We start from the raw sequence: 22653 nt of genomic DNA, 5'->3' as shown, positions 1-22653 counted from the left end.
GAGGGGCGGAGTATCAATCCTCGGGGGTCGATGCAGCCTGACGGGCTTTCGCCAGCCCCGCCTCGATGGCATCGACGATTTCGTCGGTCGAGCCATGACGGCGGAAAAAAGCCTTGGCGTCGCGTGCGATCGGGCCGGACTCCGGCAACTCCTCAAGCGCGGCTTTCGCGGTATCGCGCTGCCCCAACTCAGTCGCGGCAATGGCGATCAGCACCTGGCTGACGGCCGATCCGTTCACCGCCGAACGTTGAGCCACCTGAAGCATTCGCTCGAAATCGCCCTTGAGAAGCAGGTCGACCGCGATGAGGTGGAAATACCAACCCGGCGGGTTCACCGTGCGCTCGATCGCCCGATTGAGGATCGGAATGCCTTCGTCGAAATTTCCACGCACCGCCAGCCGCCAGCCAAGCTGCGCCAGCGTATCGGGATCATGGGGGTTGAGTTCCACCGCGCGGCGCGCAAGGCGCTCGCCCTCCTCGTAATGCCCCATATAGTGGTTGATCGACGAAAGCGCCTTCAGCGCCAGAGTGTTGTCAGGCTCCAGGACCAGCGCCTTCGATGCAGCCTGAAAGCCCTTTTGATATTCATCCTGAAGCTTGTCGGCACCGAAAAACTCGAACCGGCCCGCATCGAGGTGGAGCCAGCCGAGCATGGCCCAGGCATCGCTGTAGGCGGGATCGCGGCGCACGGCCTCCTCTAGGCAGCCGAGAACCGGCTCGAACTCCGCGCGGGAAAAGCCCCGGCGATAACCGTAGGCGCGCCGAACGCACATGTAACTCTTCATGCTCGACACCGCCGGCGTTGCCGCGCGAAGTTTCAGGTCGCCTGCGACCACTCCATAGGGCTGGCCGAGAACGCTTGCGATTTCGCCTGCGAGGTCGTCCTGCACGCGAATGAGCGACTCCGGCGTCAATGCGCGATTGTAGGTCCCGGACCACAGCACCTGGCCGGTGGCGGCGTCGAACATCCGCGTTGCGACATGCAGTTCACCGGGGCCTGTGCGCAGGCTGCCGGTCACCACATAGGCCACGCCGAGATCCCGCGCGAGCTTTACCGGTTCGGCGGTTGCCGCCTTTTCGCCGCCGACCGGTGGCGAGTAGACCCGGAAGCCGGCGAACCGCATCAGATCGCCGATGAGTTCCTGGCGAATGCCCTCCGCAAGGTGGTTATTGTCTTCATCCCTGGTCAGAGCCTCGAAAGGCAGGACGACAATCGCCGGCTCGTTCGCATAGCTGCCGGCAACGACATTTTCCTTGCCGGCGGTGAGATACCAGCCGGCAGCAACCGCGGCGCCGAGTGCAGCGATCAACGCAAACGCGACAACCAGGCTTTTCATGGAGAGCCGGGCACCGCTCGGCGAATGGGAAATTGCGCCCGGCGCTTCGCTTTGCGCATACGAACCGCCGGGCTCGGTTTCGCCGCCCCTGGAGGTATCCGCGGCTTGCACCGGCTCGTGCCATTCGAAGCGCGGGACGTATGAGCCCTTCGGGATCGAGATGCGCACGGGGTTATGGCTGCCCGCTTCGACGTAGTAGCAGTCGAGATCGCGCCTCAGCCGCCGCGCCTCGAGACGCACGACCGGATCGGACTGGGAATCGAACGTCTCGTCGCGCCCGAACACGGCGACCGCCACCGCATGACCCTTGAGCCTGGCCGCCCGGCCCGCCAGCGCCTCTTCGACAATGAAACGCAGGAACGCCCGCCGCTTCGCGCTCGCCTGAAATTCGGGATTCGAAAGGATGCGCCGAAGTTCCTCCTCCACGTCATCCTCTGACGGGTCCGGCCGGGAACTCTGACCACTCGCAGCGGTATCAGTACTCTGCACTGCAATACCCTCGACCATGGACACGTGAAGTTACTGAATCAAATCGGGAAAACGAGGCAGTTCAGCACTGCATCGGGTCTACCGGGCTGCATCCATCCCGTCATTGATGCATATCAGCCTGTTATCATTCGCTTCGTCCAACAAATCGAAGCGGTAGAACACTTTGGGGAACATGTTCGTACATGTTCGCACACTACAAAAACCCTACGGAAGGACCACTATACTCCCTAATCGATAATCGAAGAAGCATAGCGCGGAGCGCCGGCGATCCGGTCGCCGCAACCGGACGGCTGCCATGAAGGAGATCCATTCGATCGTTGTTCGTTTCCCGCAGCGCGAGTTTGAAATTCGCAAGCGCTGCGCTGAAGACGCTCACTTCAAATCGGTATGCGAGGACTATGGGGAAGCGGCAATCGCGCTGCGTTATTGGCAGGCGGCTTCCACGACCGGAAACGACAAGGTCGCTGAATACGTCAATTTCGTCGGCGAGCTGGAGGCGGAAATCCTCACCCTCCTCGACCGTCCGGGCACCCCCTCTCGACACCCTTGAGACGAGCCATCCCATGTAAGCCCGGCGAAAGCCTCACTGAAAAACAAATCGGAGGACATCATGATCACGCAATTCAACGAAGGCGGATCAATCCGGACGCAAAGTCCGGGCGGAGCGATGCTTTCTATTTTGCCCGTACTTGCGCTCGCGATCGGCATTACAGCTTCAGCGCCCGCGCTTGCCCAGTCCGATGCAAATGCCAAACCGAACATCGTCTTCATCATGGGCGATGACATCGGCATGTGGAATATCGGCGCCTATCATCGCGGCCTTATGGCAGGGCGCACGCCCAACATCGACAAGCTCGCATCCGAGGGAGCGATCTTCACCGATTACTATGCCGAAGCGAGTTGCACGGCCGGCCGCGCCAATTTCATCACCGGCGAACTGCCGATCCGCACCGGAATGACCACTGTCGGCCAGGCCGGCGCGACCATCGGCATGCCGGCGAAGGCGCCGACCATCGCAACCGCCCTGAAGGAGCTCGGCTACGCGACCGGACAGTTCGGCAAGAACCACCTGGGAGACAGGAACGAGTTTCTGCCGACATTACATGGATTCGATGAATTCTTCGGCTACCTCTACCATCTGGACGCCATGGAAGACCCTTGGCATCCGAACTACCCGAAGGATCTGCTGGACAAGGTCGGCCCGCGCAACGTGCTGCACACATTCGCGACCGATACCGACGACACGACCGTCGACCCGCGCTGGGGCAAGGTCGGCAAGCAGCGTATCGTCGACATGGGCCCGCTGCCGCCGCATCCGACGGAAGGCGTGGAACTCAATATGGAAACCGTCGATGACGTCATCCGCGACCACGCCTTTGACTTCATGGACAAGGCAAAGGCCGACGGCAAGCCGTTCTTCGTCTGGCTGAACCCGACCCGGATGCATGTCTTCACGCATTTGTCGCCGAAATACGAAAACTTGCGTAATTCCGAGAACGGCTGGTCTGTTCAGGAAGCCGGCATGGCCCAGTTCGATGACATCATCGGCGATGTCATGAACAAGCTGGAGGAAATGGGTATCGCCGACAACACGATCGTGGCGGTAACCGCGGATAACGGCGCCGAAGGTTTCACCTGGCCGGATGGCGGCACCACGCCATTCAAGGGCTGGAAAGGCATGGGTACCGAAGGCGGCTTCCGCGTCCCGCTCGTTGTGCGCTGGCCCGGAAAAATCGAAGCCAATCAGGTCATCAACGGAGTCATGTCGGGACTGGACTGGTTCCCGACCTTTGCCGCGGCCGCTGGCTATGATGGCGATATCGCGGCTGACCTACAAAAGGGAAAGACGCTTAATGGTACAGAGTACAAGGTCCATCTCGATGGTTACAACCAGCTCGACATGCTGACCAAGGGCGGCAAATCGGCCCGCAATGAACTATGGTACTTCACCGAGTCGACGCTCGCGGCGGCTCGTGTCGGCGACTACAAATACACCTTCATCGATCAGCCCGATGGCTGGTTTGGTCCCAAGGTGCCGCTTGACTGGCCGGGAATAACCAATTTGCGGCTGGACCCGTTCGAGAAGATGAATGTCGGGGATTCCCTGTTCGCCGGAGAATGGTGGGCATTCGAGTTCTGGCGGTTCGTCTTCATTCAGCAGGAAGTTGGCAAACTTGCCCAGACTGCGGTCGATTTCCCGCCCATGCAGCCGGGAGCAAGCTTCAATCTTTCGGCAGTCAAGGCGCAGGTCGAAAAGGCCATGTCCAACCGGACCGGTAATTGAGCGGCGGCTTGTGCAAGCTCCGGTTCGCCCCGTTTCACGATGGGGCGAACTGTTTTTTGCAGCCCGGTTTTTGAGGAGATCGGTAACATGCGGATACCCCGTTTCACTTCGATACTCTCCGCAGGCGTCATAGGCGCCTTTTTCTTCGCATCCGCAGCGCTGGCGCAGGACGATCCGCTGCCGTCCTGGAACGACGGCGCGAGCAAACAGGCGATCGTTGAATTCGTCGAGGCCGTCACCACCGACGGCGGAGCGGATTTCGTGGCGCCGGCCGACCGGATAGCGACATTCGACAATGACGGCACGCTGTGGGTCGAGCACCCGATTTATACCCAGCTTGCGTTCGCGCTTGACCGTGTAAAGGCGCTCGCGCCGGACCATCCCGAGTGGAAAACGACGCAGCCCTTCAAGGCCGTGCTCGACAACGACATGGAAGCCTTGGGCAAGATCGGCGAGAAGGGGCTGGTGGAGCTTGTCATGGCCAGCCACGCGGGCATGAGCACGGCCGATTTCGAGAAGATCGTGACCGACTGGTTCAAGACCGCGAAGCATCCGCGCTTCGACCGGCCCTATACTGAACTTGCCTACCAGCCGATGGTCGAGCTCCTGGAGTACCTGCGGGACAACGGCTTCATGACCTACATCGTCTCGGGCGGCGGCGTGGAATTCATGCGGCCCATGACGCTTGAGGTCTACGGCATTCCGGCCCAGCAGGTGATCGGCTCGTCCATCAAGACCAAATACGAAGAGGTAAACGGCACGCCCGTCCTGATGCGCGAGGCCGAGATCGATTTCATCGACGACAAGGCCGGCAAGCCCGTCGGCATCAACAAGTTCATCGGCAAGCGCCCGATCGCCGCATTCGGCAATTCGGCCGGAGACCGCCAGATGCTGGAATGGACCGGCGCGGGCGGCGGTGCGCGACTGATGATGCTGGTCTTTCACGACGACGCCGACCGCGAATACGCCTACGGCCCCGCCAACGGCTTGCCCGACACCCACTTCGGCGCCTTCCCGCAGGACCTCATGGACGAGGCAAAGGACAAGGGCTGGCGCGTCATCAGCATGAAGGACGACTGGAACCGGATCTTCGCGGACAGGTAGCGGGCGTCTTCAACGGCGCCCTCCGCCGCGCCGCCCGCCACCGCCTCTCGCACGGCCACCGCCGGATGGCGGACGGCGCGTTGCGGCGCGGTTGCGGTTGACCTGCCGGTTGCCGGCCTGCCTTGCCCGGTTGTCGCGCGAAAGATGCGACGGCGCCTGTGCCGGCCTCGCCGCAGGGCGTTGTGCCGGGCGGCTTGCCGAAGGCCGCTGCTGGGGCCGGCTGGCGGAGGGTCTTTGCGCGGGCCGCTGGGCCGGGCGTTCCGCCGAGGGCCTTTGCGCGGGACGCGTCGTCGCGGGACGGTCCCTGCCGGGCCGGTTGGCTATTGCCGCTCCCGCGCCCGCGCCGCCGATGGCCGCCGCCGCGCCACCCGCGCGGTCGCGCAGCTGCTCGCGCGACGGGCGGTCCACGCCCGACCAGCGCCCGCCGTCGAACTTCTGCCAATTGTCGCCCTGCCGGCGATAGACGCTGCCGTCACGCCCGGCGAACACATCGCCACGCCGGCCAAGGTTGGCCACGCGGTCCCCCGCCTGCGCTCTCTGCCAGCGGTTCGCCGCCGCATCGCGCCCCGTCGCGCGCGCACGTGCCCACTCCGGACCGCGCGTGACACCGCCGCCCTTCCAGGAACCGTAGATGCCGTGCCCGCCGACGTAGACGCCGCCCCGGCCCGTGACCGGATTATACGCCGCGATGAAACCTGCCGAGCCGCGCGGGCCGTAGATGCGCCCGCCGCGGATATAGCCGCCGGTGCGGGGGTTGTAGATCGCGCCGCCCGCGATCCCGCGATAGGGGCCGTAGGCATATCCGTAGCGTCCGTAAAGTCCGCGCACGGGGTTGTAATAGGCGCCGATGCCGTAGGTCACGGGCCTCGGGAAATAGATCCCCGGCCTGTACCATGGGCGGTTGTACCAGGGCCGGTAGTACCAGCCGGTCCCGTAGACGATCGTGCCCCAGGCGAGGAAGCCCGCGAGGTAACCCATCGTGTAGCCGAACCAGACAGCACCCGGCTCCGTCTCGTAAACGCGCACGTATGTGGTGTTATAAACGGGCGAGGAAGGCGGGATCGTGTAGATCTCGTCCGGCACGGATGTTGCGACCTGGAAGGGGCCGTTCGGGTTGTCGCCGACGAACCAGACACCGTCCTGCAGCACGTAGTATTTGCCGCCGACCTTGATCACCTGGTCGCTGGTGTTGACGGCGTAGGACATCTGCGTGCCTTCGATCGGCTGGAAATCCGGGTCGCCCGCATAGGCGACATCGGCGCTCACCGTTCCCTCCTCCACACGCGCGGTGTGCGGGATGCTCGCCTTCAGGCGCGCCTGATCGGCCTCCGACGTTCCAGGCACGGAGGCGCGCACGGAATAATAGGAGGCGTCCTCGGGGATATTCCGGAAATCGTCGGGCAAGTCCGGCGTTGTAAAGACCCACGGTCCGTCAAGCGAGGCCGACTTGAACCAGCGGCCCGAAACGAGGATGTACCAGGTCTTCGTCTCGGCGAGATAAAAGACGTCGCTTTGCGTGTTCGAGGCCCATTCGAGGCGCGTTCCGGGCACGGCTTCAAGCTTCGGCTCGCCCTCGAAGACGATCATCTCGGCGGGCTTGTCGGAATAGAAAATCTTAGGTGCCGCTCCGTCCTCTGGCGGGCTCGGCGGAATGGCCTCCTTCGCATCCGCCCAGTTCTCGTCGTCCGGCAGATTGTTGATGAGCTCGGGCAGGGCGTCCGTCTCCTGCCAGCCCGAGGAAATATCGGACGAGGTAAGCCAGGACTTGTCGTTGCGCAGGTAGAGTGTGCCGCCATCGTCCACCTTGAACATGTCCCAGTTCGTGTTGACCACGAAGGAAAGCCCGCTTGCGCCTTTCACCGGCGCGAAGATCGCTTCGCCATCCGTCTGGACGAGGATCGCCGGCCTGGTGGAGACGAAGATCGGCGGCGCATCCGTACCGAGATCGGAGACATCGTCCATGCGTTTGTATTCGGCAAGGCTTGCCGTGATCCGCTCTTCCTTGACGGTGATCGGCCCGGTGGGCACGAGCTTGCCGACCTGGAGCGACAGATCCGTCATCGCCTCGCGATCGAGGGCGGAGAAGTTCAGTTCCGTAACCGTGAGGTCCTCGATCAGGACATCGCCTTCCTCCTGATCCGCATAGGTCTTGCCGGTGAGGCCGATGATCCCGAATACGGGCGTCGCCCCTTCCTTCGCCACATATTCGGCGGCGACGAGGGCATCGAGCGTCTGGAAGTTCTCCCAGTCGGAGACCTGCGGCTGATAGAGGATGAGGGTCGCGCCCTTGTCGGTCGTGTAGGTGCGCGGCCAGCCCTGCTCGTCGTCATCGCCCTGATCTTCCGTCATGTGCAGGTAGCTGCCGCTGACGAAGCCCGTGTTGCCCTGATAGGTGACGGAGCACCAGGCGCCCGTCTCGTCGCAGTCGCCGAGGTCGACCTCGGTGCCTTCCGGCAGGGTTCCGAAGGATTGGAAGCCCGTTCCGGGTCCGGCGCGGAAGTTTACGTTGGCCGTCGTCACGGCCGGTGCGGCGAATGCCGTTTGAAGGGCAAGGGCATTGGAAACGACGATGGCGATGAACTTGCGCATGACCTCACCTCCAAATTCTTTTAAATAAACTCTATCAAGTTCCTCAACGTCGTAAACAGTATTTATGGATTCAAGTATTTCAAAATTATAGCAAAACGAAATTCTCACGCACTGGAAGATTCAATTTTTGCGGCTGCCCGGGACCTAAAGGCCGAAGACAAAATGAGGCCGGCCTGCCCCGCGATCAGGGGAACTAGGCTCATGACGCCCGCGAGCAACAGTCCTGCGGCACTTGGCAATGGAAGCCCGAGTATGGAGGAAAGGCCCGGATGGTAAAGCGCAAGCGCAATCAGACCCAGGCAAAGGCCGAGCGCACCCCAGACGTAAGGGTTGCGCGTGATGTCGTTTGAAAAGACGCCCTGGGACGCACGCCTTACGTTGAAGACGTTCCAGAGCTGCGCCAGCGCGAGCGTCAGGAAGGCGACCGTCACGGCCTCCGCCGGCTCAAGGCCAAGTTCAAATAGCGCGACGGCGAATGCGCCAAGCGTCGCCGCCATGATCGTCACGCCAAGCGCGCCTATCAGCAGCCAGCGCTTTCCGTCGACGATGGGCTCGCGCGGATCCCGCGGCGGCTGGCGCATGACGTCCTCTTCCCCCCGCCCGAGGCCGAGGGCGAAAGCCGGGAAAACGTCGGTCACGAGGTTGAGGAACAGAATCTGCAGCGGCAGCAGCGGCACGGGAAGCCCGGCGCCGACGGCGATGCCGACGAGCAGCACCTCGCTCACGTTGCACGACATCAGATAGACGACGAACTTGCGGATGTTTTCGAAGATGATGCGGCCCTGACGCATCGCCGCGATAATTGTCGAAAACGCGTCGTCCTTCAGGACCATGTCGGCGGCCTCGCGCGCGACCTGCGTTCCGCGCTGGCCCATGGCGATGCCTATATCGGCTTTCCTCAGCGCCGGCGCGTCGTTCACCCCGTCGCCGGTCATGGCCACGACATGGCCGCTATCCTGGAAAAGCTTTACGAGCTTCAGCTTGGTGTCCGGCGCGACGCGGGCGAAAACATCCGCTTCCAGCAAGCGTCGGCGCAACTGCGGATCGGCGCTTTGCGGGTCGAGATCGGCCAGTTCGCGGCCCGCGAAGACGGACATTTCGGGCGAAGCGAGGCCCGACTGCTTCGCGATATTCGCTGCTGTTTCCGCGTGATCGCCCGTCAACATCACAACGCGCACGCCGGCTTCCCGGCTCGCCCTGATCGCGTCCGGCACATCCTTTCGCAACGGGTCGAGAAAGCAGACGAGCGCGACAAGGGTCAACCCCTCGTAAGGGGATTCCGCATCCGACTTCGCGGTTTTCATCGCAAGCGCGATCAGGCGCAGGCCATCCTTCGCAGCCCGGCTGTTGCGTTCGATCCAGCGTTCGCGGCCGGCGTCGTCGACGGCCCTTTCCCCCTCGCCGGTCAATTCTGCGTCGCATGCCTCGATCACCGCTTCAGGCGCGCCCTTGACCGCATAGAGAAAACCATGATCGCAAGCGTGAACGGTCGCCATCATCTTGCGGTCCGGGTCGAAGGCATGGCGCTTCACCTCCCTGGAACGCTCCTCCAGGGCGGCACGTGACATGCCGGCTCCGCTCGCAGCCTTCAGCAGCGCGATCTCCATGGGGTCGCCGGTGGCGGCGGCGCCCGAACCGTCCCCCAGTCCTGCCGTATTGCAGAGAGCGCCTATCGAAAGCGCCCATCCAAGGGCCGCATCCTCACCGGGATCAAGCGGGCTCGACCCGGCTGAAAAACCTGTGCTTCCATCGCGGTTTTCGGCCTTCACATCCCCTTCGGCTAGAAGATATCCGGTCACGGTCATGCGGTTTTCGGTGAGCGTTCCGGTCTTGTCGGTCACGATGAGCGTCGTCGCGCCAAGCGTTTCCACGGAAGAAAGGCGCGTCATGATCGCGTTTCGCGCCGCCATGCGCCACATGCCGCGGGCAAGGCTGAGCGTGGCGACGACGGGCAATCCCTCGGGGATCGCGGCAACCGCGAGGGCCACTCCGGTCTGGATCATATCGGCCACCGCATGCCCGCGCAGAATGCCCGCAAGGCTGGTCAGCGCGGCGAGGGCGAGGGTCAGCCACACCAGCCTGCGGCCCAGCCTGTCGAGCCGTCTTTCAAGGGGAGAGATATCGGAATCCGCCGTTTGCGCCAGCGCGCTGATGCGGCCAAGTTCGGTCTCCATCCCGGTGGCGACGGCAATGCCCGCGCCCGTGCCCTGGGTAACGGCGGTCCCGCTGAAGGCCATGTTCACCCGGTCGCCGATGATCGTGTCGGCGGCCACGCTCGAAACGCTCTTGGTTACGGGCACGGATTCGCCGGTAAGAAGGGATTCGTCGCAACGAAGGTTCGACGCCTCGACAAGACGCAGATCGGCGGTAACGATGTCCCCCGCTTCAAGCACGACGATATCGCCGGGCACGAGGTCGTGCGCATTGACCTCGCGCAGCATTCCCTCCCGGCGCACGCGCGTTCGCACCTCGGTCAGGCGCATCAGGGCTTCCATGGACCGGACCGCGCGCAATTCGGTGAAAAACCCGATCGCGCCGTTGAGCACAAGGACGACGGCAATCGCGATGCCTTCCGCCAGATCTCCGAGAAGGAATGAAAGCCCGGCGGCAGCGACGAGAAGCCAGACGATAATGCTCTTGAACTGGTTCGCGAGGATCGCGAACGCGCTTTTCACGTCCTCGCGACGCAGCTGGTTGGGCCCGTAAATCGCGCGCCGCTTTTCGACCTCGCCCGCGGAAAGGCCGATTTCGGGTGCGGTCGCAAGCTTCCCCGCCACTTCCTCCACTTCCAGCGCGAAGGGAGCTTTCAGTTCCTGATCCATGATCCGGGCAATCCCAACTCCACGCAGGCAGAGGTGAAGGTTAAATCGGATCGGGAAAGGCTATCACCAGACGTCCGGTACCGGGTCGACAAAAATTGTCGCATTGCGTGCCCGGATATCAGGCCGCTTCCTGCCGCGGCATCGTCGCCTTGTCCGCCACGAAACGGACGATCGGCTCCGGTTCGCGTTCCTGCGGCACCTGGAAAAGGCGAAGACGGCGCGACGCATCGCCGATCGCGACCGAGGCGGTCGCCCAGACGAGAACGGGCGCAAGCAGGAGCGGCAACACGATCGGCAGGAGCCAGTAAACGAGTTCCGGTACATAAGTGTGGGCGAAATAAAGCATCGCGCCGCCGAAAACGCTCATCCACCATGTGCCGAGGAAACTTTCCCTCAGCGACAGCGAACCGTCGTCGCGATCCGTACTCGGCCAGCCGGAATCGGCCCCCAGAAGCACCTGCACGACCGAACGGCTCTGGAACATCATCAGGACGGGCGCCAGAAGCGAGGTCAGCACCAGCTCCGAGAAGGCGCTGGCGACGACCTGCACCGGGTTTCCATATGCCTTGCCGGAGCCCGAAACGAAGGCACGCACGACAAGCAGGACCTTCGGCAGGATAAGCAGCGCGACGACGCCGAAAAGCAGGGCGAGCGCCATTTCCGTTTCGGGATGGGGAAAGACCGGGAAGGGCGACCTGCCGTCGAAATAGACCGGCGGCGGGGCGAAGAGGGGGGCTGCGACACTCGCCAGCAGGAACAGAAGCCAGAGCGGCGAGCAAAGATAGGCGAATATGCCCTGGAGGATCGAAATCCGGCTCCACATCCTGAAGCGGGCCGCGCCCAGCACGCGCGCGTGCTGAAGGTTGCCCTGGCACCAGCGGCGGTCCCGCTTGGCATATTCGATGGCGTTCGACGGCGCTTCCTCGTAGGAGCCTTCAAGATCGGGGTCGAGGCGCACGATCCAGCCTTCGCGCGCCAGCATGGCCGCCTCCACGGTGTCGTGGCTCAGGATATCCCCGCCGAACGGCGGTTTGCCGGCAAGAGAGGGCATGCCGCATGAAGCGGCGAAGGCGCGCGTGCGCACAAGCGCATTGTGGCCCCAGAAAGGGCCTTCGCCCCCCTGCAGCGCGGCGACCCCGCGCGAAAAGACCGGCGAATAGAAACTTGCGGAAAACTGAAGCGTCCGTCCGAAGAGGGTCCGGCGGCCAAGGATCTGCGGCACGGTCTGAAGCAGGCCCAGTTTCGGTTCGGCTTCCATCCGCCGCACCATTTCGAGGATCGTTTCGCCACGCATAAGGCTGTCGGCGTCGAGCACCAGCATGTAGTCGTAGGCGCCGCCGGAATGGCGGATGAATTCGGCAAGGTTGCCTGCCTTGCGGCCTACGTTCGGCGAGCGGTGGCGATAGTAGAGGCACCCGCCCGCCGCCATGCGGACGACGAAACGCCGGTAAAGCTCTTTTTCGGTTTCCGCGTTTTCGCGTTTCGTGGAATCGGAAAGAACGTGGAAATCGAAGAGATCGAGGACGCCGAGCCGGTCGAGAGAGCGGTACATCGCCTCCAGGCGGCGGAACACCGCTTCGCCATCCTCGTTGTAAACGGGAAAGAGTATCGCCGTTCGTCCCTTGGGCCGCCCCTCGATGCGCGCCACCTTGTCGCTGTCGAACAGAAGGCCGAGAAAGGCCGTGCAGCCGCCCCACGCAAGCCAGAAACCGGTAACAGCGACCAGTGCGACGCGCACCACGTCAAGCCAGTCGAACCCGTCCGCAACCACGACCGTGCCGAACATCGCCGCCGCGCCGAAGGTCAGGCCGGCGGCGAGCAATATCGCGCCGATACGCCTGCTCGGAATGCGAATCCGCTCGGCCAGGGCGAGAACGGGAGACGGCGGGACAAAGTACATCTTCCGCCTCAGCTCGCCACGATCCTGCGGATCGTCAAAAGCACCCGCGAGAGCGCCCCGGCACCCTCGGCACGCCGAAAGCTTTGAACCGGCATGGCAAGCGGCGCGCGCGGCTGCGGCAGGCACACTATCGAATAGACCCACTCCCGAAGCTCCGGATCGGTATCGCCCTCGACCAGTTCGGAAATGGAACAGGGCGATCCGAGCGCCTCGAGCGCCTGGCCGATGGCCGCGCCGATTTCCTCATCCGACAGATCGGGGCGGGCAAACTCGGCGCGCGCAAGGTTGAAGGCCTGCGACTGCGAAGTCCCCAGATGCACCGGCAATGCCTTTTCTGCAAGCACGATCATACTTCTCCATTCCACTGATAGGACCAGATCTCCGAAACCAGCCTGTCGTCGAGCAACAGCCAGCTTCGAAGCTCCACCGGCGTGTCCGTATCTTCCCTTTCAACGTCCACGATCAGCCGCCAGTTCCCCGATTGCTCGAGCTTTTGCAGATCCTGATGGCGGATCTCGGCGCCGCTTACTTCGGTCTTCGCCTCCAGCGGGCTGTCTATGCCGAGTTTTTCTATCCCGCCGCCCGCGAATTCCACGACGAACTTGCGATGGTCGGGATCGGTCTGCGAAGCAGCGGTGCCGCCGTGGCCGGTTCTTGTCCTCACGACACGCGCCTTCGTCGTGTCGCCTTCCACGTCGCCCGCCCAGGTCATCCTGTAGCGGAAGGTGAATTCCGCCCCCGCCTCGGCGGCTTTCTGCGGGATCCAGAATGCGGCGATATTGTCGTTGATCTCCCGTTCCGACGGGATTTCGGCCAGCATGATCGTGCCCGCGCCCCAGTCGCCGATAGGCTCGATCCACAGCGAGGGGCGTTTTTCGTAGCGCGCTTCGGTATCCAGGTAGCTGTCGAAAGCCCGGTCGCGCTGCAGGAGCCCGAAGCCGCGAACGTTCATTTCGCCGAAGAAGGAAAGGCTCAGCTTGCGCGGATTTGACAGCGGACGCCAGATCCGCTTGCCGTCGTCGCGCAGGATCGCCAGGCCGTCGCTGTCGTGCACCTCCGGCCGATAGTCGTCGAAGCCCGTATCGTCGTTTTCGCCGAAGAGATACATCGACGTCAGCGGCGCAATGCCGAGGCGCGAGACATCGTCGCGCAGGAAGAGGCGGGCATCCACGTCGACGGTCGTTTCCGCGCCCGGCGAAACCACGAAGGAATAGGCGCCGGCGACGCTGGGGCTTTCCAGCTCGGCAAAGATCCTGATCTCGCGCGCGCCGGTTTCCGGCTTTTCGACGAAGAACCGCGTGAACTTGGGAAATTCCTCTTCGGTCCCCGCCGCCGTGTCGATGGCAAGGCCGCGCGCCGACAGGCCATAGACATTGCCGCGGCCGAGCGCGCGGAAATAGCTCGCGCCAAGGAAGGCGATCAGCTCATCGCGATAGTCGGTGGTATTCAGCGGGTAATGCAGGCGGAAACCCGCAACGCCGGGCAGCTTCAGTCCGTCGAAAGCCTTTTCGTCCAGCGGCTTGCGATATTCGAAGTCGGCCTCAGTAAACATCAGCCGCCGGGCGGTGCCGCCTTCCACTTCGAAGATCCTGACCGGCGTCTTGAACAGCCAGCCGGGATGGAAGGCATGCAGCTCGAAATTCGCATCGCTTTCGCCCCACAGGGCGTTTTGCGGGTGGAAACGGATCGCGCGGTGCTGATCGTAGGAAAGGTTCGCGATCTGCTCGGGAATTTCCGCGGATGGCGGCTCATAGGCCTCGCTCGCACGCTCGCGGGCGCGTTCGATCAGCCATTCCCAGGAAAAATCGAATCCGCCCGCGGAAAAATTTTCAATTGCATGCGCGGCAGGAACACGAATGACGTTTCCCGCGGAAATTAATCCAATAATCGCAGAACAATTCGCCAGAAAGGCACGGCGATCCATTACATTTTCCCTGTCGTCAGTTTGTTTGCGCCAAGCACATGTCGGCGCTCTTGTTCTCAATGTGCGGTATAAGCTGCGGATTTGAGAAAAATGCGGCGAACTTCGGTCGTTTTGTTGCCGATTCAATTTTTTAGCGCCTCATTTTCGTGCAAATTCGGCAGTCATGGGCACAACCGGCCTTTGGAAAAGCTCTTTCCGAATAAAGCACCGGCGCGGCCACACCGCACGCCGCCTTCCGGATCCGCCGGGCGTTTGAACCCGAAGCCGTTTGGATATACCGGAAGCACGAGTGGATGGATTATCCGAAGCCAACGCCTTTGCAAGGGGCAAGCTCAATTGAATACGAACAAAATGACGCGAGTTTTCGTCGACGCCGATGCCTGTCCGGTCAAGGAGGAGACCGTTCGCGTGGCCGACAGGCATGCGCTCAAGGTATTCTTCGTCTCCAACGCCTGGATGCGCCTGCCCGACGGGCGGGACGTGGAGCGGGTCATCGTCGCGGAAGGCCCGGACAAGGCCGACGACTGGATTGCCGGGGAAGCGTGCGCGGGCGACGTGGTCGTGACTGCCGACGTGCCGCTTGCCGCACGCTGCGTCAAGGCGGGCGCTTTGGTGATCGGGCCGACAGGCAAGGCGTTCAGCGAGGACCGTATCGGCATGGCCCTTGCCATGCGCAACCTGAATACGGAACTGCGCGAGGCCGGTGTCATTCGTGAGGGCGGGCCGTCCTTCTCCAGGGCCGACAGATCGAAGTACCTGAACGCCATGGAATCGACCGTGCGCGCGGCCAAGCGGATAGCATCGTCACGATAGGCCGCAAGAGAAAAGGGCCGGCGGTTTTACCCGCCGACCCTCTGGCTGAATGCTACCGGCGCCTATTCAGCTGCATGCGACATGGCATGTGGCGGAATGTTGTGATTGACCCGGAACAGGTTCTTCGGGTCGTATTTCGCCTTGATGTCGGCAAGGCGCATCATGTTGCCGCCATAGGCGCCGCCGACGCGGTCGGTCTCGTCGTCGGGCATGAAGTTCACGTAGACGCTGCCGACGGAATAGGGTTCCGCCGCCTTGAAGAAGTCCCGCGCCCAGCGGATGCAGGCTTCGTCCTTCGCGGGGTCCTCCCAGCGCGTGTGCACGTTCATCGTGTAGTGCGACTTGCGCTGCGGGAAGGCGGTCGCGTCATCCGCGACGCGCGCCATCGCACCTCCAAGATGGGCGACGAAAATCTCGCACCCAGGATCGGGAAGAGCATGGATCGCCTTCGTCAGGATGTCGATGAAGCCATCCGGGATATCGACGAAGTCGTGGCTCTTCCAGTAGTTGCGCGAGCCGGGCGTCAGCAGCGGATCGAATGCCGTCTGCCAGCCCACGAAGGGATGCGGGCTGATCACGTCTGCGATCGGATTGCCGAGCGAGCGCAGCTCCTCAAGTGCCTTCTCGCCCTCCTTCATGTCGCCGCAATAGCAGGCGGCGAAGACGAAGATCTCTTTGCCGTGCCATTCCTCGGGAAGGAACGGCAGGGGCGGAGCCTTGCGGCTGACCGTCCAGATTGTCAGTTCGTCGGGGGCTTCCCGCGCGATCCTGCGGTATTCGCGCAGCAGCGCCGGCGCATCCTCGAACGGATGCACGATCAACCCGGAAAGCACCTCCGGCCCGACGGGCTTCGCCTCGAATTCGAACGAGGTCACGACGCCGAAGTTGCCGCCGCCGCCACGGATCGCCCAGAAGAGGTCGGGATGTTCGCTATTGCTCGCGCGCACCATGTCGCCGTTGGCGAGAACCATGTCCGCGGATTTCAGATTGTCGATCGTCATTCCGTGCTTGCGCGTGATCCATCCGAAGCCGCCTCCGAGCGTGAGGCCGGCGATGCCTGTCGTTGAATTGATGCCGACGGGAACGGCCAGCGCATGCGCCTGCGTCTCGCGGTCGAGATCGCCCAGCGTCGCGCCGGGTTCCGCCCTGGCGGTCCTCGATCTCGGGTCGACGTGAACCGACTTCATGAGCGAGAGATCGAGCATCATCGCGCCGTCGACGACGGCATGTCCGGCGATCTGGTGCCCGCCGGAGCGCACGCTCATCAAAAGCTCATTGTCGCGCGCGAAATTCACGGCCTGCCTGATGTCGTTCGCGCCGAGCGCCCGCACCACGAGCGACGGCTTGCGGTCGACCATCGCGTTCCAGATCGTGCGCGCATCGTCGTAACCGGGCTCGCCGGGCAGGAGAGCACTTCCCCTGAGCGCGCCCCTTAATGCCTCCAAAGCTTCGTCGGGTACTGATTTCTGGCCGCCGTTCAGCGACTTCGTAACAAGAGTCATGGTTCGGCCTCCCCCTTTCTGGAGATCCATTGAAGACCTGACCTGTGTGTGGACAACCATGGAACACTAATACGGAAAACACTCAAAAACGAGAAATTTCTTCGATAACTCAAATATTATCGCAATGAAAACCACATTAATTCATTATTCTTGAATATATAATGCATATACCCTGGATTGTAATACAGGTTTTTATTACACAAAGTAATGTCAACTTTATTGACCAACTACCTGCGTCATTCACGAACCGTTTTTGGCAATTCTTCGGCGATCACTACAGCCGGTTTCATCCGCCTATCCGCGCCTTGCGGTGCTTTCCCGCGCAATCACCTCAAAGCCGAGGTCGACGGCCGTCTCGGCCGGCCTTTCGCCTTCGATCGCCCGGATCAGCATGCCCGTTGCGCGCTCGCCCATTTCCTCGCGGCAGGTCCGCACGCTTGTGATTGAAGGGCAGGCCGCGGCCATCATTTCAAGATCGTTGAAGCCGCATATGCCCAGTTCACCCGGAACGTCGATGCCCTGGCGCCGACACGCGAACAGCGCGCCCAGCGCAAGGTCGTCGTTGTTGCAAAGCACGGCATCGAGATCGGGCCGCGCCGCCTTGAGTTCCAGAAGCATCTCGCTGCCGAGGGTGACGGTCGAACGTTGCCTTGTGGTTCGCACCAGCCCCTTGTCGTACCGGCCCGCCGCGCGCAAGGCGTCGCCATATCCCTCGAGGCGGCGTGCCGTTCGCGGGTCCATCCGCGCGCCAATGAAACCGATGCGTTCGTACCCTTGCGCGATCAGATGCTCCGTCGCCGTCCTCGCTGCATCGCGATGCGAAAAGCCGACCATCATGTCGACGGGGTCGGGACCCGTCTCCATGATCTGCACGACCGGGCAGGAAACGCTTTCCAGAAGCAGGCGCGCCGCGTGCGACTGATCGATGCCGGAGATCATCAGGCCGGCCGGGCGCTGGCTTATGAAAGTCTGGAGGAGCTTTTCCTCCTCTCGTTCCGAGTAGCGCGAATTGCCGAGCTGCACGCGATAGTTCGTTTCCTCGACGCATGCGTATATGCCGCGCATGACGTCGGAAAACACATTGTTCGTCACGGAAGGAATGATGACGCCGATCACGTCCGTGCGCTGGGAAGCAAGCGCCCTCGCAGCCGGGTCGGGCACATAGCCCAATTCGCCCACGACCTGCTGAACGCGCTTGACGACATCGCTTGAGACCATGTCCGGATTGCGCAGCGCGCGTGAGACCGTGATCGGGCTGACCCCCGCTTTCCTAGCGACATCCGAAAGGGTCACGCGGCCGCTTTTCCGCCGTTTATTCATCACCAACGCCCATCCTGCCTCATCATTTTACTCAAAACCGATTGACAATGATAGCGCTATCATCTTGTTTGGGTTGCAGGATGCCAGCCCGGTCGGGGCGGACCCTGAAATTAACGCTGGGTAAGAAATTCCATTCCCGTCAATGCCTTGCATCCGAATGGCATTTGAAGCGAACGGATTTTGCGGCTGACAGCCCTCTTTCCGGTCGGGCGGAATTCGCCCGGCCACCACCGCAGGTTTCAGTGCCCGCAACGCGGCAAATACGAAAACAGGAGGTAAGCCCATGTTGAAATCCCTCGCCAGGTTCGCCCTCGTTGGCGCGGCGGCACTGTCCATCACGTCCGGAGCGATCGCTCAGGAATTCAGCTTCAAGTTCCAGTCGAGCGACCCTGCCGGCAATCCGAACTTCGAACTCAAGAAGGACTGGGCCGAGCGCGTCAAGGCCATGTCCGGCGGTCGCCTGGAAATCGAGATGCTTCCGGTCGGCTCCGTCGTCGAGCACAACGAGACGCAGGACGCCGTTTCCGCCGGCATTCTCGACGGCCACATCACCGACACCAGCTACTTCGCCGGCAAGGATCCCGCCTTCGGCCTGATCGCCAATCCGGTCGGCGCCTGGTCCGACCCCTCCGAGATGCTGCGTTTCGTCGAATACGGCGGCGGCAAGGAGCTGATGAACGAGCTTCTGGAACCGCGCGGCCTGCATTTCATCGGCGCGACGACGCCGGGGCTCGAGGCTTTCATCTCCAAGAAGCCGCTCGACGGAGTGGCCGACCTCAAGGGCCTGAAGATGCGTGCGCCGGAAGGCCTCGTGCAGGAAGTTTTCGCCGCCGCGGGCGCCGCGCCGGTCAACCTGCCGGGTTCGGAAGTCTTCACCTCGCTCGACAAGAACGTCATCGAGGCCGCGGACTATACCGTCTTCTCCACCAACCAGGCACAGGGCATGCACGACGTTGCCAGGCATCCGGTCTACCCGGGTTTCCACTCCATGCCGCTCGTCGAAGTGTCGATGAACAAGGACAAGTGGGACGCGCTGCCCGACGATCTCAAGGCGATCCTCGAGGTGTCGGTACGCGATTTCGCCCGCGACATGACCTCGCAGCTCGCCATGAAGGATCTCGTGGCGGTGGCCGAGGCGCGCAAGGGCGGCGACATCACCATTCACAACTGGTCGGCCGAGGAGCGTGCGAAATTCCGCGCGATCGCCAAGGCGCAGTGGGAAAAGGTCGCCTCCCGCTCCGACAACGCTCAGAAGGTCTATGACGTTCTGACCAAGTACCTGACGGAGCAGGGCCTCCTGTAATCCGGAAAAACCGGAACGACGACGACAGGCCGGCGGCGCACCATCGCCGCCGGCTTTTTCGAAAAAGGGAGAATGCGATCATGAGCGACCCGCAAACGCGCCCGCCGGTGGACAGGGGGGCGGACGGGGAGGCGGGCGAGCGCGAGATCAAGCGTGCCGTGCCCGAGGCAGGCCTGATCGGCAGGGCGATCGACCGGCTGGGCATCGTCTTCGCCCTCGGCATCGTCGCCGCCATGGCCATCCTGATCATGGAAGTGGTGCTGCGCTACGCATTCAACGCACCGACCATATGGGCGCATGAAACCACGATCTTCCTTTGCGCGATCGCCTTCGTCTACGGCGGTCTCTACAGCGCGGCGCGCGACAGCCATATCCGCGTCGTCCTCGTTTACGACTACGTGCCGAAGTCCGTTCGCCGGGTGCTGGACGTCTGCATATCGCTCGCCTGCATGGTGGCCGCGCTCTTCTTCGCCTACGCCAGCGTGCTGATGGTCGAGAAGGCCGTCCTCCTGCCGGACGGCAGCTTCCGGCTGGAAACGAGCGGCAGCGCCTGGAACCCGCCCACGCCCGCGCTGCTGAAAATCTTCCTGCTGATCGTCATGGGCGTGATGGCCCTCCAGTTTCTCGTTCTTTCCTGGAACTACGCCCGCGGCCAGCGCGCCAATAAAGACAAAGCCTGATCCATGGATTTTCTCGACCTCGGCTTCAGCCTGAAGGACCTCGGCATCGAGTACGGCACGCTGGCGATGTTCGCCATGCTGCTGACCCTGCTTCTGACGGGCATGCCGCTCGCCTTCGTCACGCTTCTCGTCGCACTCATTTTCACGCTTGGCTGGTTCGGCCCTCTCGCCGTGCCGCTGATCACCAGCCGGGTGTTTTCCTTCGTCTCGTCCTTCGTGTTCGTGTCGGTGCCGATGTTCGTGCTGATGGCGGCGATCCTCGACCGGTCGGGGATTGCGCGCGATCTTTTCGACGCCATGCGCCTCGTCGGCGGACGGCTTCGCGGCGGCGTGGCGATCCAGACGATCTTCGTCGCCGTTATCCTCGCCGCCATGAGCGGCATCATCGGCGGCGAGGTGGTGCTTCTCGGCCTGATCGCCCTGCCGCAGATGCTTCGCCTCGGTTACGACCGCAATCTGGCCATCGGCGTCGTCTGCGCGGGCGGCTCGCTCGGCACGATGGTGCCTCCGTCCATCGTACTCATCATCTACGGGCTGACGGCGAACGTTTCCATCGGCGACCTGTTCACCGCCGCCTTCGTGCCGGGGCTCATGCTGGCGGGCTTTTACGTCGCCTATGTTCTCATCCGCTCCTATCTCAATCCCAAAGTCGCGCCGATCCCGGAGCCGGACGATGTTCCCTTCTCCGAAAAGATAGCGCTGCTGAAGGGCCTCGTCCTGCCGCTCATGGTCGTCGGCTTCGTGCTCGGGTCGATCTACGGCGGCATCGCCTCGGTCACCGAAGCCTCGGCCATAGGGGTCTTCGGCGTCACGATCTCGACAATTCTCAGGCGGGAGTTCTCCCTGGCGCTGATGAAGGATGCCGCGCTTCAGACGCTTGCCACCTGCGGGATGATCGTGTGGATCGGCATCGGCGCCAGCGCGCTCGTCGGCGTCTTCAACCTGATGGGTGGCATCAAGTTTGTTTCCAGCCTCTTCGCCGGACTTTCAGACAGCCCCACGGTCGTCCTGCTTTTCATGATGCTGGTGCTTTTCGTGCTCGGCATGTTCCTCGACTGGGTGGGCATCGCGCTTCTCACCATGCCCATCTTCGTGCCGATCATCACGCAGCTCGGGTTCGATCCGGTCTGGTTCGGGGTGCTCTTCTGCATGAACATGCAGGTCTCGTTCCTCTCGCCACCCTTCGGGCCGGCGGCCTTTTATCTGAAGAGCGTCGCCCCGGCGAACATCTCCCTCGGCGATATTTTCAAGTCGCTCTGGCCTTTCATTTGCCTGCAGGTCCTGGCCGTGGCTATCCTCATTGTCTTCCCGGGCATAACAGGGCGGTAAGCAATGAATATCACCGGCGTCGAAACGATCCGCCTTGACGAGTTTCCCAATCTCGTCTGGGTGCGGATCGCGACCGATGCCGGCATCGTCGGGCTTGGCGAAACCTTCTTCGGCGCAAGCGCGGTCGAGGCCTATATCCACGACTGGTGCACGCCGAAGCTGATCGGGCGAGACGCGCTGGCCATCCAGGCGCGCGCCAACGAGATGACGGATTATCTCGGCTGGCGCGGCGCCGGCGTCGAGACCCGCGCCTATTCGGCGGTCGACATCGCTCTTTGGGATATTTTCGGCAAGGCGCACGGGCGGCCTATCGCCGACATGCTGGGCGGCAGATCGCGCAACTCCATCCGCACCTACAACACATGCGCGGGCTACAAATACGTGCGTGACGCGAGTGCGCAAACCGTCGCCAACTGGCACGCGGGCGAAACGGACGGCCCTTACGAGGACCTTGAAGCCTTTTTGACGGATGCAGGCGCTCTTGCCCAGTCCCTTCTCGAAGAGGGTATCACGGCCATGAAGATATGGCCGTTCGACATCGCGGCGGAGCGTACCGGCGGCTTCGATATTTCACCTGACGAACTCAGGGCGGCCATGAAGCCCTTCGTGCAGATCCGCGAAGCGGTGGGCGAGGCCATGGACATCATGGTCGAGTTTCATTCCCTCTGGTCCCTGCCCATGGCGAAGAAGCTCGCCCGCGAGCTTGCCCCCTTCAAGACCTATTGGCACGAGGACCCGTTCCGCCTCGACAATATCTCCGACCTGAAGGACTACGCCGCCGCGTCGCAGGCTTTCGTCTGCGCGTCCGAAACGCTCGCCTATACCCACGCCTTCCGGGAATACCTGGAAAGCGGGGCGGCGGGCGTCGTCATGCTCGACCTATCGTGGTGCGGCGGGATCACGCAGGCGCGCAAGATCGCCGCCATGGCGGAAGCCTACAAGGTGCCCATCGCCCCTCACGACTGCACCGGGCCGGTGGTCTATGCCGCTTCCTGCCAGCTTTCGCTCCACGCGGCGAACGCTTTGATACAGGAATCCGTGCGCGCGCTTTACACTGGCTGGTACACGGAAGTGGCGACGGGCCTTCCGACGGTCGAAAGGGGCTTCATCACGATCCCGGAGGCGCCCGGCCACGGCGTGGACTTCCGCGATGACGTTTTCGAGCGTCCCGACATGAAAAGGCGGCTCAGCGGCAGGCTCGACTGATATGCGTTGGTCGATCTCCCTTAAAGCGCTTTCCGATCGGGTTGAAACACCC

16 protein-coding genes are annotated in these 22653 nt (G+C 62.6%); 8 read left to right on the top strand and 8 right to left on the bottom strand.

Going from position 1 to position 22653, the window contains the following annotated elements; genetic code table 11:
• Positions 1 to 13 precede the first annotated feature (13 nt).
• Positions 14 to 1762, bottom strand: coding sequence for a tetratricopeptide repeat protein (locus GR183_RS08290; RefSeq protein ID WP_160775142.1), 1749 nt, complete (start codon positions 1760 to 1762; stop codon positions 14 to 16).
• 358 nt (positions 1763 to 2120) lie between these two features.
• Here GR183_RS08290 and GR183_RS08285 point away from each other — a divergent pair, with 358 nt between their 5' ends.
• From GR183_RS08285 to GR183_RS08275, 3 genes are all read left to right on the top strand, one after another.
• A complete protein-coding gene (locus GR183_RS08285; RefSeq protein ID WP_160775141.1) occupies positions 2121 to 2375 on the top strand; it encodes a hypothetical protein in 255 nt (84 codons plus the stop codon).
• A 117-nt stretch (positions 2376 to 2492) separates the two neighbouring features.
• Positions 2493 to 4109 carry an arylsulfatase gene (locus tag GR183_RS08280; RefSeq protein WP_160775140.1) on the top strand — a complete coding sequence of 539 codons (1617 nt, stop codon included), beginning with the start codon at positions 2493 to 2495 and terminating at the stop codon, positions 4107 to 4109.
• A gap of 87 nt (positions 4110 to 4196) precedes the next feature.
• A complete protein-coding gene (locus tag GR183_RS08275; protein ID WP_160775139.1) occupies positions 4197 to 5213 on the top strand; it encodes an HAD family hydrolase in 1017 nt (338 codons plus the stop codon).
• Positions 5214 to 5222: 9 nt separating this feature from the next.
• Here the strand turns inward: GR183_RS08275 and GR183_RS08270 are convergent, their stop codons facing one another.
• The 5 genes from GR183_RS08270 to GR183_RS08250 form a co-directional block, all read right to left on the bottom strand.
• Positions 5223 to 7802, bottom strand: a complete 2580-nt coding sequence (locus tag GR183_RS08270; protein ID WP_160775138.1) for an SH3 domain-containing protein — start codon at positions 7800 to 7802, stop codon at positions 5223 to 5225.
• Positions 7803 to 7906: 104 nt separating this feature from the next.
• Positions 7907 to 10624: a cation-translocating P-type ATPase gene (locus GR183_RS08265; RefSeq protein ID WP_160775137.1), complete on the bottom strand. Its 2718-nt coding sequence runs from the start codon at positions 10622 to 10624 to the stop codon at positions 7907 to 7909.
• Between the two features lie 118 nt (positions 10625 to 10742).
• The gene (mdoH, locus tag GR183_RS08260; RefSeq protein ID WP_160775136.1) at positions 10743 to 12524 is read right to left on the bottom strand and encodes a glucans biosynthesis glucosyltransferase MdoH; all 1782 of its coding nucleotides are present in this window, start codon (positions 12522 to 12524) and stop codon (positions 10743 to 10745) included.
• Between the two features lie 8 nt (positions 12525 to 12532).
• Entirely contained in the window at positions 12533 to 12874 is a 342-nt protein-coding gene (locus tag GR183_RS08255; RefSeq protein WP_160775135.1) for a hypothetical protein, read from the bottom strand.
• Positions 12871 to 14448 (bottom strand): OpgD/OpgG family glucan biosynthesis protein, encoded by a 1578-nt coding sequence (locus tag GR183_RS08250; RefSeq protein WP_160775134.1) that lies wholly within the window; start codon positions 14446 to 14448, stop codon positions 12871 to 12873. The genes GR183_RS08255 and GR183_RS08250 overlap by 4 nt, the downstream gene beginning before the upstream one ends.
• A gap of 351 nt (positions 14449 to 14799) precedes the next feature.
• Here GR183_RS08250 and GR183_RS08245 point away from each other — a divergent pair, with 351 nt between their 5' ends.
• Positions 14800 to 15261: a YaiI/YqxD family protein gene (locus tag GR183_RS08245; protein ID WP_160775133.1), complete on the top strand. Its 462-nt coding sequence runs from the start codon at positions 14800 to 14802 to the stop codon at positions 15259 to 15261.
• A gap of 62 nt (positions 15262 to 15323) precedes the next feature.
• Here GR183_RS08245 and GR183_RS08240 read toward each other — a convergent pair whose 3' ends face one another.
• Positions 15324 to 16763: an FAD-binding oxidoreductase gene (locus tag GR183_RS08240; RefSeq protein WP_160775132.1), complete on the bottom strand. Its 1440-nt coding sequence runs from the start codon at positions 16761 to 16763 to the stop codon at positions 15324 to 15326.
• Between the two features lie 294 nt (positions 16764 to 17057).
• On the bottom strand, positions 17058 to 18083 hold the full coding sequence (gntR, locus tag GR183_RS08235; protein ID WP_160775131.1) for an HTH-type transcriptional regulator GntR: 1026 nt from the start codon (positions 18081 to 18083) through the stop codon (positions 17058 to 17060).
• Positions 18084 to 18366: 283 nt separating this feature from the next.
• Between gntR and GR183_RS08230 the strand changes: the two genes are divergently transcribed.
• The 4 genes from GR183_RS08230 to GR183_RS08215 all read left to right on the top strand — a co-directional run bounded on the left by GR183_RS08230 (position 18367) and on the right by GR183_RS08215 (position 22601).
• The gene (locus GR183_RS08230; protein WP_160775130.1) at positions 18367 to 19386 is read left to right on the top strand and encodes a TRAP transporter substrate-binding protein; all 1020 of its coding nucleotides are present in this window, start codon (positions 18367 to 18369) and stop codon (positions 19384 to 19386) included.
• 80 nt (positions 19387 to 19466) lie between these two features.
• On the top strand, positions 19467 to 20066 hold the full coding sequence (locus tag GR183_RS08225; RefSeq protein ID WP_160775129.1) for a TRAP transporter small permease subunit: 600 nt from the start codon (positions 19467 to 19469) through the stop codon (positions 20064 to 20066).
• Between the two features lie 3 nt (positions 20067 to 20069).
• Positions 20070 to 21395, top strand: coding sequence for a TRAP transporter large permease (locus GR183_RS08220; protein WP_160775128.1), 1326 nt, complete (start codon positions 20070 to 20072; stop codon positions 21393 to 21395).
• 3 nt (positions 21396 to 21398) lie between these two features.
• Positions 21399 to 22601: a mandelate racemase/muconate lactonizing enzyme family protein gene (locus tag GR183_RS08215; RefSeq protein ID WP_160775127.1), complete on the top strand. Its 1203-nt coding sequence runs from the start codon at positions 21399 to 21401 to the stop codon at positions 22599 to 22601.
• Positions 22602 to 22653 lie beyond the last annotated feature (52 nt).

This window comes from Stappia sediminis, assembly GCF_009826895.1.
In the GTDB taxonomy this organism is placed as follows: Bacteria; Pseudomonadota; Alphaproteobacteria; order Rhizobiales; family Stappiaceae; genus Hongsoonwoonella; species Hongsoonwoonella sediminis.
The sequence above is the reverse complement of the archived record's forward strand: the minus strand, read 5'-3'. Positions and strand labels throughout refer to the sequence as shown.

Excerpts from the sequence above, each read along its gene's own strand:
- GR183_RS08285 (WP_160775141.1), top strand. The coding sequence starts at position 2,121 with ATGAAGGAGATCCATTCGATCGTTGTTCGTTTCCCGCAGCGCGAGTTT.
- GR183_RS08280 (WP_160775140.1), top strand. The coding sequence starts at position 2,493 with ATGCTTTCTATTTTGCCCGTACTTGCGCTCGCGATCGGCATTACAGCT.
- GR183_RS08275 (WP_160775139.1), top strand. The coding sequence starts at position 4,197 with ATGCGGATACCCCGTTTCACTTCGATACTCTCCGCAGGCGTCATAGGC.
- GR183_RS08270 (WP_160775138.1), bottom strand. The coding sequence starts at position 7,802 with ATGCGCAAGTTCATCGCCATCGTCGTTTCCAATGCCCTTGCCCTTCAA.
- GR183_RS08265 (WP_160775137.1), bottom strand. The coding sequence starts at position 10,624 with ATGGATCAGGAACTGAAAGCTCCCTTCGCGCTGGAAGTGGAGGAAGTG.
- mdoH (WP_160775136.1), bottom strand. The coding sequence starts at position 12,524 with ATGTACTTTGTCCCGCCGTCTCCCGTTCTCGCCCTGGCCGAGCGGATT.
- GR183_RS08255 (WP_160775135.1), bottom strand. The coding sequence starts at position 12,874 with ATGATCGTGCTTGCAGAAAAGGCATTGCCGGTGCATCTGGGGACTTCG.
- GR183_RS08250 (WP_160775134.1), bottom strand. The coding sequence starts at position 14,448 with ATGGATCGCCGTGCCTTTCTGGCGAATTGTTCTGCGATTATTGGATTA.
- GR183_RS08245 (WP_160775133.1), top strand. The coding sequence starts at position 14,800 with ATGACGCGAGTTTTCGTCGACGCCGATGCCTGTCCGGTCAAGGAGGAG.
- GR183_RS08240 (WP_160775132.1), bottom strand. The coding sequence starts at position 16,763 with ATGACTCTTGTTACGAAGTCGCTGAACGGCGGCCAGAAATCAGTACCC.
- gntR (WP_160775131.1), bottom strand. The coding sequence starts at position 18,083 with ATGAATAAACGGCGGAAAAGCGGCCGCGTGACCCTTTCGGATGTCGCT.
- GR183_RS08230 (WP_160775130.1), top strand. The coding sequence starts at position 18,367 with ATGTTGAAATCCCTCGCCAGGTTCGCCCTCGTTGGCGCGGCGGCACTG.
- GR183_RS08225 (WP_160775129.1), top strand. The coding sequence starts at position 19,467 with ATGAGCGACCCGCAAACGCGCCCGCCGGTGGACAGGGGGGCGGACGGG.
- GR183_RS08220 (WP_160775128.1), top strand. The coding sequence starts at position 20,070 with ATGGATTTTCTCGACCTCGGCTTCAGCCTGAAGGACCTCGGCATCGAG.
- GR183_RS08215 (WP_160775127.1), top strand. The coding sequence starts at position 21,399 with ATGAATATCACCGGCGTCGAAACGATCCGCCTTGACGAGTTTCCCAAT.